The 15,027-nt window shown below is 52.0% G+C and carries 13 protein-coding genes; 3 read left to right on the top strand and 10 right to left on the bottom strand.

All coding sequences use genetic code 11. The features are described 5' to 3' along the window. Positions 1–95: 95 nt before the first annotated feature. The 5 genes from BK659_RS21135 to BK659_RS21115 form a co-directional block, all read right to left on the bottom strand. Entirely contained in the window at positions 96–497 is a 402-nt protein-coding gene (locus tag BK659_RS21135) for an SEL1-like repeat protein (protein ID WP_123426882.1), read from the bottom strand. Continuing rightward, the gene (locus BK659_RS21130) at positions 498–869 is read right to left on the bottom strand and encodes a hypothetical protein (protein ID WP_003223109.1); all 372 of its coding nucleotides are present in this window, start codon (positions 867–869) and stop codon (positions 498–500) included. Further along, a complete protein-coding gene (locus BK659_RS21125) occupies positions 866–1,207 on the bottom strand; it encodes a helix-turn-helix domain-containing protein (protein ID WP_019693067.1) in 342 nt (113 codons plus the stop codon). The genes BK659_RS21130 and BK659_RS21125 overlap by 4 nt, the downstream gene beginning before the upstream one ends. 115 nt (positions 1,208–1,322) lie before the next feature. Next, positions 1,323–1,778, bottom strand: coding sequence for a YkvA family protein (locus BK659_RS21120; RefSeq protein WP_123426881.1), 456 nt, complete (start codon positions 1,776–1,778; stop codon positions 1,323–1,325). Positions 1,779–2,071: 293 nt separating this feature from the next. After that, entirely contained in the window at positions 2,072–2,785 is a 714-nt protein-coding gene (locus tag BK659_RS21115; RefSeq protein ID WP_123426880.1) for a BamJ family beta-barrel-assembly machinery protein, read from the bottom strand. Between the two features lie 270 nt (positions 2,786–3,055). Here BK659_RS21115 and BK659_RS21110 point away from each other — a divergent pair, with 270 nt between their 5' ends. The 3 genes from BK659_RS21110 to BK659_RS21100 all read left to right on the top strand — a co-directional run bounded on the left by BK659_RS21110 (position 3,056) and on the right by BK659_RS21100 (position 6,891). Then, positions 3,056–4,864: a di-heme-cytochrome C peroxidase gene (locus BK659_RS21110; RefSeq protein WP_123426879.1), complete on the top strand. Its 1,809-nt coding sequence runs from the start codon at positions 3,056–3,058 to the stop codon at positions 4,862–4,864. A 28-nt stretch (positions 4,865–4,892) separates the two neighbouring features. Next, positions 4,893–6,026, top strand: coding sequence for a catalase family protein (locus BK659_RS21105; RefSeq protein WP_123426878.1), 1,134 nt, complete (start codon positions 4,893–4,895; stop codon positions 6,024–6,026). Positions 6,027–6,411: 385 nt separating this feature from the next. Beyond that, positions 6,412–6,891, top strand: a complete 480-nt coding sequence (locus tag BK659_RS21100; RefSeq protein ID WP_123426877.1) for a GNAT family N-acetyltransferase — start codon at positions 6,412–6,414, stop codon at positions 6,889–6,891. Positions 6,892–7,094: 203 nt separating this feature from the next. Here BK659_RS21100 and BK659_RS21095 read toward each other — a convergent pair whose 3' ends face one another. From BK659_RS21095 to BK659_RS21075, 5 genes are all read right to left on the bottom strand, one after another. Beyond that, the gene (locus tag BK659_RS21095; RefSeq protein ID WP_123426876.1) at positions 7,095–8,102 is read right to left on the bottom strand and encodes a glutamate cyclase domain-containing protein; all 1,008 of its coding nucleotides are present in this window, start codon (positions 8,100–8,102) and stop codon (positions 7,095–7,097) included. A gap of 160 nt (positions 8,103–8,262) precedes the next feature. Then, positions 8,263–11,031 carry a leucine--tRNA ligase gene (leuS, locus tag BK659_RS21090; RefSeq protein WP_221178166.1) on the bottom strand — a complete coding sequence of 923 codons (2,769 nt, stop codon included), beginning with the start codon at positions 11,029–11,031 and terminating at the stop codon, positions 8,263–8,265. 154 nt (positions 11,032–11,185) lie between these two features. Further along, the gene (locus tag BK659_RS21085; protein ID WP_123426874.1) at positions 11,186–12,532 is read right to left on the bottom strand and encodes a glutamate-cysteine ligase family protein; all 1,347 of its coding nucleotides are present in this window, start codon (positions 12,530–12,532) and stop codon (positions 11,186–11,188) included. Positions 12,533–12,552: 20 nt separating this feature from the next. After that, positions 12,553–13,764: a cysteine desulfurase gene (locus tag BK659_RS21080; RefSeq protein ID WP_123426873.1), complete on the bottom strand. Its 1,212-nt coding sequence runs from the start codon at positions 13,762–13,764 to the stop codon at positions 12,553–12,555. Between the two features lie 26 nt (positions 13,765–13,790). Beyond that, complete coding sequence (locus tag BK659_RS21075) at positions 13,791–15,026, bottom strand: phenylacetate--CoA ligase family protein (RefSeq protein WP_123426872.1); 1,236 nt, start codon at positions 15,024–15,026, stop codon at positions 13,791–13,793. Between the last annotated feature and the right edge of the window lies 1 nt (position 15,027).

Raw genomic sequence — 15,027 nt, 5'->3', positions numbered from 1 at the left:
CACTGCTTCATGGGCGAATACTTCACAAACGCCTGTAGGAGAGTGGCTTACCCGCGATCGCGGGCAAACCGGATCAGCCAGTGCAAGAGCGGCCGTTAAGCGTTGCGCGACGCCAGCTCCTTGAGCTTGATCTCGGCCAACGGATGTCCGGCCTTGGCCGCCATTTGCCACCAGCGCGCCGCCTCCGCAGCGTCAGGGGCCTTGCTCGGCGTGCCGGAAAGGCTGATCACACCGACCTGATAGGCGGCTTTGCCGTCCCCCGCCAACGCTGCAAGACGCAACAAACGTACGCCCTCTTCGCGGGCACCGAGGCCTTGACCACGGAATGTCAGGATGTGGCCATAGAAGCTTTGTGCACCGACATCACCCAGGTTCGCCATTCGCGCAAACTGGCCTTCGAGCCAGCTCCAGCCGCGTGGCTGGCGGACCAACCATGACCAATGAAACAGCCGGCGTGCCAGCCAGTAACCGGCACGGGCTTTAAGTCGCCAGAGCATTCAGGCCTCCGCTGATTCGGGGTATTCGTACTCAAACACCCGCACCACTTCCGATGCATGCCACGACGCGGCGGCTACCCCATCGGATGGACCTGAGAATCGCCCCAGTCGCTCGACACATTCGAAGAACCCGGTGCGCGGCAAACGACTTGCCCCCTGACTGATCACCAACGAGCTGCGCAGCGGCTGTTCGGCCTTCGCGTCCAGCGCGGCCAGATGTTCAAGTGCAGCGGTCAGGGTTTGCATAGCCGGCGTAGGCAGCTGCAAACGCTCAAGCAAAGCGCGATAAGTCAGAAGATGGCGCTGGCGGCGGGCCTGATCCAGCTCGCCGAGTAAACCGTCCCAATGTTGACGACTGATGCGTACGCTCACGATTCATCCCTCCATCCCGGCACCGTCAATTCCCAGGCCAGACTGCGGCGAATCGCAGCGTCAGGTTGACGCTCGCCACTTTCGATCAAGGCCAGGTAAGACGGGCTGATGCCTACCGTGCGGGCCAGCGCCTCGATGGCGATACCCTTCCCTTCGCGCAAACTGCGTAGTTGATCCAGACCCGGCAGAACCTGGTCTGCTGCGGCCGCGTGACGGACTGTAGCTTCACGCGGTGGTTGTTCAGTGACGCCTGCTGCTTTCAATAACGCTTGATACTGAGCCCACGGCAAAACCGCATATTCGGGTTCCCCATCGCGTGCAATTATCTGAATATCCATGACTACCCCGTAGGACAACAACACTTAGCGAGTCGGCACTTTTCCTTAGAAGTGTAATCCTAACAGCCGCCAAGGTCGCGAGGGGCGATCAATCTGTGGAGGGACCTGAATCAACTCAGTTTTTTTTCGGGCCTTGCAGTTGCAATTGCTCTGGCGTATCGGGCAGACGCTCCACGACCGCGAGCTTTTCCGGAGGCTGACGGTCGCGCCAGGCACGGAAAGCGCTCAGTTCGTCATCGAGGGTTTTCATCACCCAGGCCAGCACCGCGATGTCATCGAGCATGCCAAATACCGGGATGAAATCCGGAATGGCGTCGAGCGGGCTGAGGAAGTACATCAACCCCGCCACCACCGTCAGCATCGATTTGCGACTGATGTCCCGATACTCGCCGCGCCAGTACGCCAGGCACAATGCCTGCAGCAATCGCAGGTCGTCTTTAAGCTTGCCCAAACGGTTGCCCTGGCTCGCACCTTTTCTGGCTACGGCGAACAACAGGGCCGGCAAACGCCCACGACTGATCAGCCTTCCTGCCAATGGCAGGAAACGAGCAAAATTCCAGGGTGCTTTCATTACTTCTCCCGCTGAAATGTTATCCACACAAATTGTGGATAACCTTGTGAACAGAGCCGCTTTTCACCCCTGAAAGCCCCGTTTTACAAGGGCTCAACTCAGATCGGGCGTTTTTTACTCACATAAAAAAACCCAATATTTCATTGACTTGGCAACGTACTGCGTTTTGCCGCGGCACCCTCAATGCTATGACTCTACTCCACGACGTCCGTTCGCTTGAATTGTCGGCCACTGAACGCCAGATGCAACAACGCCCCGTATGAACGGGGCGTTGTTTTTATAACAGACGCTGATTACTTGGCGGCGTCTTGTTTTGCCGGATCTTTGATCGCCAGCAGTTCCAGATCGAATACCAGCACCGAGTTGGCCGGGATTGCCGGGCTAGGGCTTTGCGCGCCGTAGGCCAGATCGCTAGGGATGTACAGTTTGTACTTCTCGCCTACGTGCATCAGTTGCAGACCTTCGACCCAACCCGGAATCACGCCGCTAACCGGCAGATCGATCGGGCTGCCGCGCTCGACGGAGCTGTCGAAAACGGTGCCGTTGGTCAGAGTGCCGGTGTAGTGAACAGTCACTACGTCGGTCGGCTTGGGCTGAGGGCCGTCGGCCTTCTTGATCACTTCGTACTGCAGGCCGGAAGCGGTGGTAGTGACACCGGCTTTCTTGGCGTTCTCTTCGAGGAATTTCTTGCCGGCAGCTGCCGACTCTTCGCTCATCTTGGCCAGACGCTCTTCAGCGCGCTTTTGCAGCGCAGCGAAAGCTTCGACCAGTTCGTCATCCTTCAGTTTCTGTTCTTTCTTGCCAACGGCATCTTCGATGCCTTGGGCTACGGCTTTGGAATCCAGGTCATCCATGCCTTCCTGAGCCAGGCTCTTGCCCATGTTCAGGCCGATACCGTAGGAAGCTTTTTGCGCCGGGGTTTTCAGCTCAACGCTGGTCTGCGAGTCACAACCCGCAAGTACCAGGCTAACCAGGGCCACCGCCGCCGCCAACCGATGCTGTTTCATGCTATTTCCTTGTTCATGCGCCTAAAGGGCAATCGAGTAAAGCCGCGAGCTTATCAGGCCGCCACGACCAATGGCTACCGGCATGAGAGCAGGAAAGATCTGATAAGTTCAGGTCTTTTAACGCATTTTGCGAGGGACGGTCGTGAAGCTTCTGTCAGCTTCTTCTCAGTACAGCAAACGCCAGTTCCTACAACGCCTGGCGTAATGGCCACTTGCCGCGCAGTTGAGGCTGAGGCATAACAAGGCTACAAATCGACAAGGATGTTTATCTTGCGCCTCTTGATCCGTGTTCTGTTGCTGATACTCGCCCTGCTGGCTGTCGCCCTGACGGTGGTCCTGTATTACATCGCCAACCCGAAACTGCCGGTCTATACGCCAGTCGAACAGGTGCATTACCTCGAGCAGTGGAACGCCGCCGACCGCCAGACCTACTACTTCACGCCACAGGGTACGCAGGTCAAAGGTCTGCGCTACGACTGGTTCACAGCACTTGAACTGCCGTTCTCGGAACAACGTTTTGCAGCACCCGAATACCTGGCACGTTTCGGCTTTCTGGTGGATCCCGCCCAGAAAGCCACGCAGAACAACCCAGGCAACCTGCCAGTGGGTTTCGCCCACCATCAGAATCCAGGCAGCAAAGAAGAGTTTCTGGATGTTACCTGTGCCGCCTGCCACACCGGCGAACTGCACTTTAAAGGCCAGGCTGTACGCATCGACGGCGGCGCGGCACAGCATGTATTGCCGTCCAGCGTACCGACTCTGCGCGGCGGCAGTTTCGGTCAGGCATTGGTCGCAAGCCTCGCCTCGACCTACTACAACCCCTGGAAATTCGAACGCTTCGCACGCAACGTGCTGGGTCAGGACTACGACGCCCAACACTCACAACTGCGCCAGGACTTCAAAACGTCGCTGGATACCTTCCTGCGCGTTGCCTGGAACGACACCCACCGCGGCCTCTATCCCACCGAAGAAGGTCCTGGCCGCACCGACGCTTTCGGACGCATCGCCAACGCCAGTTTCGGCGACGCCATTTCGCCGAATAACTACCGGGTGGCCAATGCGCCGGTGGACTACCCGCAGTTGTGGGATATCTGGACCTTCGACTGGGTGCAGTGGAACGGCTCAGCCCAGCAACCCATGGCGCGCAACATCGGTGAAGCCCTCGGCGTCGGCGCAACGCTGAACTTCTTCGATGCTGCCGGTCAGCCACTCAAGGGCGATGATCGTTACCCCTCCAGCGTTCGCGTACGTGACCTGCAACTGATCGAAGAGACCCTGCAGCGACTCAAGCCTCCGGCCTGGTCCGAAGCGCTGCTCGGCAACATCGACAAACCGCTGGCCGCCAAGGGTCGCACGCTGTTCGCCGAAAATTGCGCCGGTTGCCATGTACCGAACGTGACGACGGCCAACGGTCGGCCAGAGCAGAAATTGAAGATGTTACCGGTGGACGTCATTGGCACCGACCCGGGTGCCGCCAACAATATTGCCGACCACCGTTTCGACCTGAGCGCGCTCAAGTGGGATTTGGCCGAGTTGGAGAAACTTGACGTAAAACTGCACCCGACGCCTACGAAACCACTGGATCCGAGCAAGCTCTCGGTCGCCAAAGGACTGGCCTACGTGACCGCCTTCGTTGAGAACCGGGCGTACCGTGACGCCAATATCACACCTCAAGAGCGTTCCGGCATGGATGGATTTGGCCTGCCGATTGGCGTTCGCGAGCTACGCGCCTACAAGGCCCGTCCGCTGACAGGCGTCTGGGCGACACCACCCTTTCTGCACAATGGTTCAGTGCCGAACATCTACCAACTGCTCTCGCCGCAGGATGAGCGTGCGACCACCTTCTATAAAGGCACGTTCGAATACGATCCGCAGCACCTGGGTTATCGCACTGAAGCCTTCACCAACGGTTTTGTGTTCGACACGCGAATCACCGGCAATCACAACAGCGGCCACGAATTTCGTGCAGGCGAACGTGGCAATGGGGTCATCGGCCGCTTGCTACAGCCACAAGAGCGCTGGGCGTTACTCGAATACCTGAAGGTGCTCGGTGGCCCGCTGGAATCGCAACTGCCATGACCATCGCCCGCGCAAAAAGGACTCGAGCATGTTGATCACTCTTTGGCTGCGCATCGGCGTATTGCTCGGCAAGACCCTGCTGTTCCTGTTCGGTCTCGGCTTGCTGGGCTGGGCCGTAGCGACGGCCTGGTTCGCCTGGCATCACAGCGGACCGGTCTCTGCCAAAGAGCGCATCCCGGCCGATGAAGCGGCAATGACGCAGGACATCATCCAGACCGCCGTGCGCATCGTCGACCAACACCGCGAAAACACTCGCTACCTGCGCGATGCACATGCCAAGGCGCATGGCTGCGTAAAGGCAGAAGTTCAGGTGCTGGCCGATTTGGCGCCCGAACTGCGCCAAGGCGTTTTCGCCGAAGCAGGCAAGACCTGGCAAGCCACCGTGCGACTGTCCAACGGCAACGCTTATCCACAATTCGACAGCGTCCGCGATGCCCGAGGCATGGCGATCAAACTGCTTGATGTGCCGGGAACGCAATTACTCAAGGATCAGCAGAGTCGTGGCGAGCAGGATTTCGTGATGTTCAGCCATCCGAATTTCTTCGTCAGCAATGTCGCCGAGTACCGTCAGAACGTCGCTGCCCAGGCCGACGGCAAGCAGGTCATGGCGTTTTTCCCGAGTTGGGATCCACGTAGCTGGCAAGTTCGCCACCTGTTCATTGCCTTGGCGACCCTGGCGCCAGCACCGGCCAGCCCGACCCAGACCACTTACTTTTCCGTCTCGCCGTATAAGTTCGGTTCGGCCAACGCCAAGTTTCGCGTCGCGCCAGACCCAGACAGCTGCCCCAGCTACACCCTGCCTGCGCAGAATCAAGCACTGCCAAATTTCTTGCGCAGCGCACTCAATCAACAGCTGTCGACGGATCGGATACCGGCGTGTTTTGTCTTGCAGATCCAGCGCCAGGACCCGACCAGGTACATGCCGATCGAAGACACCAGCATCGAATGGCGTGAAAGCGATGCGCCATTCGAAACCGTGGCGCGAATCAAGATCCCCGCCCAGGACTTCGACACGCCAGCGCTGAACCTGCAATGCGACAACCAGTCCTTCAACCCCTGGTTTGGTCTGGAAGCTCATCGACCGATTGGCGGTATCAATCGTTTGCGCAAGGCAGTTTACGAAGCGGTGAGCGATTATCGGCACACCCGCAACGCCGAGTAATCGATACGAGACCGACAAGGGTGAACACTCAAAAGAATACGATTACTACGGTTTTGGCACTGCGAGATGCGTAGCCGACTTGGCATGTCTGGAATGCCAAGGAGAAGATATTTTGAACAGAATACATCGCCCCCATAAGCCAATGGCTTCATAGGTTACTGGGAAGTTATTTTGAGAACGGCACGCTGCATATGGGGAGTTGAGGATAGAATAACAAGCGGCGGCGCGTCCGACATACTGGACGTAACAACGACTCTGACAGCCCGGCAGAACGTTTTGGCTCCCCAATGGATCACAAAATGATGCGCTCAAGACCGCCATACGGACTGGTGAAGCGCGGTCAACTCACGCAACAGTTACACCCTTGAAAGGGAATTCGAATTAGATGCTCAACGAAATCGACTTCAGAATGGCCACCTTGGATGATGCAAATGCAATCAGTCAGCTAATTTTGAACCTGGCCGATTTTTTTTTGGTGAAGCCAAGGGATGAGCAAACCGAACCTTTTTTAGCGACGATGAACGAGGACTCTATTGCCAAGCTTATAACTACGCCCTCGTTCAGCTATTGGGTAGCGTTTGATCAGAGCGGGATCAAAGGAGTCATAGCTCTGCGGGATCACAGCCACGTCTATCACTTCTTCGTGTCTGAGGCCTATCAACGCCAAGGAATCGCACGTGAACTGTGGAAACGAGCAAAAGGACACGCCATGCTACAAGGAGGTTCAAGCCGATTCACTGTTAATTCTTCACTTTTTGCTGTTCCGGTCTATGAGGCTCTTTTGTTCCAAAAAGAAGGAGGAGCCGTCGAAAAAAACGGCATCGCCTTTGTTCCGATGAAACATGAAATCACTCCCCTCCCTTGAATCAGCCCCCATCAGAACAGTAGAAAAATGCCTGTAAAGACTTATCCTGAAGCGACTGGGCGAACTCGACTTTGACGATAGCCGTTTTCATCCTGCATCTGGATAAGTCTTTGGCAGTTCCCCCTATACAGCGGCAGCGTCGAGCACAAGCCACAATTAACCGTCAACGCACCCTTGGCTAACGTATGGCCTCCCCCGGCAACTCAAATAAGTCCGCTCCTGACAATCTCGTTAAGGAAATGATTGAGCCCAACATGAGCAGAAAGAGATATCCCATCGACGCTAGGAGTAGACTCGCCCGTAAATGCATCAATACCGCCAGCACTTACACACGCGCGTAACATTCGTTCTTCGTCTATTGCATTATGAAACAGACTTTGGTCATTCAATAAATAAGCCAGCATGGCAGCCAAGCCATACGCCCCCCAATTCGAACAGCTTGATACAATCAATGAATCGGTAGAAACGACCGAGGCGATTCCTTGATCACATGGACAAAGACAATGTGCTCCATACTGATGAATGTCATGAATCGCCGGCAAGATCCTGCCCATACCACACTCATTTCCAGCGTCGCCTATACCTACAGAATAAATACCCCTCTCTACAGCAGCAGTTACAACTTTATAGTATGCCCCTTCAATATCTGAATCTGGAACTGCCTTCCCTGAAGCGGAATGAACAATTCCGGCTGGGTTAGGTGCCATTGTTTCAATGGCGACGACTGCGCTCGGGCTATACGTATTCAAAATATCCTGAGAAGCCGACTCAGCCTTACCAATGTCCAATGGGAAATCGACAGCTATACCGCAGCCGGGCCGACGCATACCCGGACCTTCAAAAACAGGGATACCCAACGCCATGGAAGAGTGTTTAGTTGGAAGCAGATGCTGATTATTCAAGACAAAACAGGGAATCGCTCCCAGTCCTTTGCTGATCACCCGCGCCAATGCTGCTGCCCCTGGAGGCCCGTCGGTTTCGCTAAAAGGAACCCAAGGTGTCTGAGCCGCAACACAGGTTATCAATACATTATCACCCGGCTTTACATGATGTATAAGGCCTCTTGCAGCTTTAAGCACCATCGAAGTGCCCGCTTCCTCACGAGCCGCGTTACCCAGTAATTGTATGATGCCTCTGGGCCACTTTCTAGAGCGCATCTCTATCGTTATTGCCTGATCGATATTATTACCGATGATCTCTTGATCCGTCATAGAGCACCATGCCGAGTAGTTAAATTTACAAATTGCCCATAATTAAAAATAAAAAAGACGATTAAAAAATCGTGAACCTTGATCCGTAAACCCCACCTCCCTAATGTAGGGTCTACCGATTGACTGCAACACTCACTCTGTCCAAAAAAGCCAGCAGTGACTAGTCGACAGTCTCATACACGGAAACAATGTTTACAATTTTTTCGGGCACGAAGATAAATTTCTTTACCTCCTTGTTTTCCAGCCAGCGCTGTACCGTAGGCTCAGCCAATACTAAAACCCGGACTTCACCCTCAGTTAAATCTCGCCGAATCATCATTTTCAATCGAAGCTTACCATCGATAGAAACGGGACACTCAAACTCAGGCTCAATCAAAAAACGCTCATCTACAATAGGGTAATCTGTATTAAGTAGAAAGTCCGAATTATGAAGCATTCCAGACCATAGTTCTTCCGTAATGAATGGCGCATAGGGATGGAGTAACTTCAGGACAATCTCAAGCACTTCTTTCTTGTGGCATTTCAGTGAGGTTAGTTTATTAACACATATCATCAACGCCGCGATCGCTGTATTGTACGACATCTCGCCAGTCAGCCTACCAACTTTGGCAATTGCCGTATGCACAGCTTTTAGCTCATCGCCATTGGCAGGCCCGTCTTCCACCAAAGAGTTTCCGTTTTCGTCTTGAAAAAGTCGCCCTACTTTTTGCAAAAACTTATAGGGTCCATCGATGGATTGAGTCGACCAGGTAGCCGTCTGCTCGATAGGACCGAGGAACATTTCATGTAGCCGAAAAGTATCCGCGCCATAGCGCTCGACGAGATCGTCAGGTATCTCAACGTTGTGTTTGGATTTCGACATTTTCTCAGTCAGACGGTCGCATAAAAAGACACCTTCATTAAAAATGAAGTCGGCATCTTCATAGGATCTCCGCCAAGATCGAAGTGCATCTACATTCACTAGGTTGCTGTCATTCACAAATCGAATATCGATATACAGCGGCTGGACATCTCTCTCGCCCTTAATATCTGCAGAAACAAGCTGATGGGTGACCTTATCACGGTAGATGATGGCGGAGACCCCCAGAATCATGCCCTGGCAAAGAACTTTTTTGAAAGGCTCTTCGAAATCAATCAGCCCCCGATCCTTCAAAAAGTGCGTCCAGAACCGAGAGTACAAAAGATGGCCGGTGGCGTGTTCCGCGCCACCGACATAAAGATCCACCGATTGCCAGTATCTGATATTTTCGGGCGACACAGGCCGCGAATCGTTGCGAGGATCCATGTAACGCAGGAAATACCAACTCGAGCCGGCCCAGCCAGGCATTGTGGTTGTCTCATATTTCTGCCCATGGTAATTCCAGTTTTTTGCTCGATCCAGCGGGGGTTCGCCTTCGTTAGTAGGCAGGAACGCCTCGATGTCTGGCAACATCACGGGAAGGTCGTGGTCCGGTACCACATCAGGAATACCTTCGTGATCATAGAACACCGGGATAGGTTCACCCCAGTACCTCTGCCGGCCAAAGATGGCATCTCTAATCCGGAAGCTCACCGTTTGCACACCGCGACCTGTTTCCACAAGTTTCGCCATGATCACATCTTTTGCAGCATTGCTCGATAACCCGGTCGCCTCATTCGAATCAATCAAGTTCCCTGAGACGCACTCATAAGGAGCCTCTGACCCTTGTGCTCCTTCATAGATGTACTTAATCGGAAGATCAAAGGTTTTTGCAAATAGAAAATCCCGGGAGTCTGAACAAGGCACACACATAATTGCACCGGTCCCATAATCGGCAAGTACATAATCAGCAACCCATATCGGCAGGTATTCGCCTGTCAATGGGTGAATGCCATAGGCCCCTGTAAACTGACCAGTGCTTTGATCTACGCCCGTTAACCGATCGCGCTCAGAACGAAAAGATGTTTTCTCGAGGTAAGCTGCCACGTCTTCCTTGAACGCCTCGCTGGTGATTGACTCCACCAGTTCGTGCTCAGGCGCTAACACCAAAAAAGTACAGCCGTAAAGTGTTTCGGGATGACTAGTGAAAACCCTGACAGCCGAATTCGCGCCCGCCAATTGAAAAGAAATTTCAGCCCCCTGAGATTTCCCTATCCAGTGCCGCTGCATATCTTTCAGCGCGTCAGGCCAATCCAGCCCAGATAGACCGTCAAGCAGTCGGTCCGCATAAGCACCAATGCGTAGCATCCACTGCTTCATCTTCTTCTTATGAACCGGATGACCGCCCCGCTCAGAAAAGCCGTCCTTCACCTCATCGTTTGCCAATACCGTTCCTAATTCCGGACACCAGTTCACGTAGGAGTCCGCACGGTAAGCCAATCTATATTTCATTAAAAAATCGGATTGCTCATGTTTTGAATACTGACGCCACTGAAGCGCAGTAACAACGGGGGTATCCGCATCCGAACATGCAGCAATGAGCGTATTACCAGAAGCCTCCAGATGCGAAATCAGCTCAGTGATCGGTTTCGCTTTATTATCGACGATGTCATACCAGCTATTAAATAACTGAGAAAAAATCCACTGCGTCCAATGATAATAACCAGCATCTGAAGTCTTTATTTCGCGTTCTGAATCATAACAAAAACCCAACTTTCGCAACTGCGCTTTAAACGTGAAAATATTATTGTCGGTAGTGATTTTTGGATGTTGCCCTGTCTCAATTGCATATTGCTCAGCCGGCAAGCCAAACGAGTCGAACCCCATAGGATGCAAAACGTTATAGCCCGACATTCGTTTGTACCGACTGTAAATATCCGTGGCGATATAACCTCGCGGATGCCCAACGTGAAGACCCGCACCAGAAGGATAAGGAAACATGTCCAGGCAATAATATTTTGGCCGCGATAGATCAGAACTAACTGAATAAAGTCTTCCCTGCTCCCATCGAGCAAGCCATTTCTCTTCCATCGCCCTGGTATCATGTATCGTCATGAATAAACCCAAATAAAATAAAGTAAAATATATTATCTAAAGACAAACGTAGAATTATAACAACGGGTAACAGATCACAACTCCAAGCCCACCAAGTTTTCCGTTACCTCTATCGAAAAACCACAGCGTTTTATGCATCGATATAACTATCACTCGATATCCTACTGTTGGCCAATCCCGATTTCAGCGTGATATCCGAGGGAGACAATCCTCTCTCAACCATATCAATTAGAATGTCTAGATGAGCAACTTCTGCCGAAGGTGCCAACTGCCTTGACAATCCTTCCGCAGCGAGTCTAACGAGATGCCGTGTAGCCTCCTTGAATGTTCCAAGACCAGGACTACGTCCACTCAAGCCACATTTACTAGCCTCAAGATAGAGAAACTTCAATACATTGGCATCTTTGACATGCAAAAGATCCAATGCACTCTCAAGAGCCTCATCATCGTAAGCCAACCCCTTCCAAAACGCTGAAAGCGCCGCCACAAAGGGTGGAGAGCAGGTATCGGCGGAACGAAGTTCGACAACATTCTTCATACGCGCCTCTGGGTAGAGCGTACCAAGATGCATAACCCAATCCTGAGGTACCGCACGATATGATTGAAATCCGTGAGTGAGGAAGTCATGAAAAGTTAAACCATTCAGGTGAATCAACGTGTCATTGCGAGAGATGAACAAGACCGGTTTATGCAAAGCCCATTGTGTATAGCACTCAAATGCACGATCCGCAAAGGTTGGATCCAAAATGAACTCGGGAATGCCGGACCTCGCTTGGTCAAACATCGACCATACGTGCATCCGATAGCTTTTAAAGGGCGTGACCCCACTCTCGAAAAACGGAGAGTTTGCAAAAAGGGCTACGATATAAGGCTGACATTTCAACCCCAGTTGCAGCATCTGACCCGCGTGTCTTTCAGAGACAAAATCCAAAGATACTTGCATCGATGCCGTCATTTTCTGCCCTGCCGAGGACTGGGAGCTTCGTTCAAGAAGCGGCATCATCTCGAGGTAGCGTGTTCGGGGTACGGTCTGAACAGAGGATACCGTCCCGTACGGGCGATAACCGATGGGCAATATGGTTAATGCCAGCGAATCACAGACATCCAGTAGCTCCTTCAAGAATGTATGCAGCTCTAGCAACACATCAGCTATCAACCTTCTTGGGGAACTGGAAAACTCGATCTGCCCACCAGGCTCCAGGGTAACCATCGTACCGCTACGCTTTAACCCTACGAGCATACCTGCATCATAGATAGGCACATAGCCGAGCGGTAACAGCGTTAGCAAAATACGCGACAAACTACGCAAACCAAAAAACGGAACGCTGAGAAGCGTCATGCGGTCCACCAAAATCAACTCATACTCCAAGCCGATGAGACGCTGCTCCCGCGCTTTTTTACTGGCATGAAAAAACTGAATGCAGTCCTTCTCAGTGATAAATATCTCGCTTGAATTCCACGTCGCTTCGCCCGCCATATCAGTCCCCTACTTCCTTGTTAGGCCATCAACTTCTGGAGATCAGTCATTGCATTGACGAACCTGTCAATATCATCTTGAGTATTGTAAAGGTGCATGGACACACGCAGTCCGCCGTTCAGCCCACGATCTCTATACAAGGGTTGATTACATTGGAACCCTGAACTTATGGCGATATCATACTTATCGGATAATATCCGCGAGATAAAACCTACATCTACCCCGCCCTCGGGAACGAATGTAAATATAGGTAAGTGATGCTTGGACGTAGCAAATGGAAAATAGAGATGGGGCACGCTTTGGATTTTTTTTGAGAAGTAAGTTTCTAACGCGTGATCGTGCTGCTGAATTCTCTTATGACCGATGTCTGACAGGTAACCAAGCGCTGCTCCCAAACCGATAACCCCCTCTATATTAGGCGTACCCGCCTCAAACCGGGCGGGGCCTGTTTGGAAGGTCACCTCATTGCCGTCAACCTTATTGACCATCCCTCCCCCCTGACGATTGCATTGCATGCCGGACTGAACCTCTTTGCACGCAAACAGCACTCCAACCCCCGAGGGACCGAGCATTTTATGCCCTGAGAAAGCTAAAAAATCGCAACCTATTAATTCAACATCAACCGGAATGTGGCCAACGGTTTGCGCAGCATCGATCAGCGTCAGCGTTCTTCGACGCTTTGCAATTTTGCAAATATCCGCGACTGGCTGAATATTGCCAGTGATGTTCGATGCATGACAAACAGCAATTAGCTTCGCGGGTTTGGAAGCCAACAAGGAGTCAAGATAATCAAGATCAACCAACCCTTCCTCATCTAATCGAACAACACTGACATCACAAAATGCAAGCCATGGCAACAAGTTAGAATGGTGCTCCAGTGGAGAGATGACGACGTGATCACCGGGAACCAAAGACAACGTGTTTGCAGCCAGATTTATCGCATCCGTACAATTGGCCGTAAAAATAATTTCGTCCGTTGCGCAGTTCAAAAAATACGCTAACTCCAACCGGGTCGCCTCATAAAGCCCGGTCGCCGCTTCGGCGTAACGGTGGTTCGACCTGCCGACATTACTACCAGCATCACGATAATACCCGGTCAAGGCATTAATTACTTTCATGGGCTTTAGCGAGGTGGAAGAGTTATCTAAATAAACTCGTCGATTACCCTGTAAAAAAATAAAATCGTCGCGGGCAACCAGAGGGGCCATGCTCTCGAGTTCTAGAGTTTCCATAAACTTCTCCGTGTCAGAATGTAGGGCTACTGTGCCACAGAGGGAAGTTCTGACTTTACCAATCTAAACTTCCCGGAGCTTTCAGGCGGAATAAAGGAGACAGCAACCGTCTCTATGCGGTACTCGACACCGAACCAGCTTCTTAGCTCGCGCTCGATAGAGACCACTTCCTCCCCTGCCGAAGAAAGCGGTCCAGGAACATATTTAAAACTCACCACGTCCAACGTAATAATAAGTTGATACTGCTGGATGAATCCCCCCAGCCGACCCACCATATCGTCCAGGTCCGCTACCGTCTTAACTTCCCCCTGAGCAATGGAGAAAGAATCACTTAATCTTCCGTGCAGCTTCAACACCTCGACGTCGTCCGAGGGCAGGAAAATTTTCGCTGGGTCCGTATGAGCTGAAACCTCAATCAGATCCCCCGTCCGGTATCGAAGAAGTGGCATCAATTCATTTTTCCAGGATGTTACGATAAGCTCATAGATGTTTCGTTCGGGAATGAAAGGATGGAGTTCAAGTACAGTCTCATACCCACAACGCTTATAACTGCCCTTGCTATCCTGTAAAAACAGGACACCAAACTCAGTTGCCCCAAACATACTGAATACAGGTAGTTGATAAGCAGCCTCAAGCATACGGCGTGCCCCAACAGTCAAAAACTCGTAAGAGGAGGTTATGTACCGAGGACGGTACGTTGGTGCTCCTAGACCGAACACCACTCGTTTCGCAAGGAAAATCATTAAATAGGTGGGATCAACCTCCAGCAAACCAGGTCGAAACTGCGCAATCTCGGTATCAATACGTTGAATGTCATCTGTTGTCCATCGCGTCGGATCCGGATGAGTATTGAGGTTCAAAATGCTCCCCTGGATTCTCTGCTCATACACTGGATTATCCAGATAACAAGATGTCACAGAGCACACTGCGGTGGTCAGAAGCGCTTTTCTATCTTTGGTTATTGAATACCCTTCCATATCAGCGCAGTAGCTATAAGACCGCTCAAACTCACCAGACCACCAATTTTTGTAGCGAACCAGTTGTAATACTTGATTGCTGGAACCCGATGTATTGGCATACTCCACCGCCCGCACTTTAATCGCATGTTCAAGTGCTGGGGTCATGAAATTATTGGGAAAGCCAGAAATTATATGGCTCTTCGACAAGAGCGGAATACAATGATTCCTATCGCGATGAAAATAAGACTTGATTTCAGCATCCCAAGGCGAGTAAAGCGGTACTTTAAAGTAGGAAAAGAACATA

It is taken from the genome of Pseudomonas brassicacearum, from assembly GCF_003732225.1.
Classification (GTDB): Bacteria; Pseudomonadota; Gammaproteobacteria; order Pseudomonadales; family Pseudomonadaceae; genus Aquipseudomonas; species Aquipseudomonas brassicacearum_E.
This window is presented reverse-complemented; position numbering and strand designations above follow the sequence as displayed.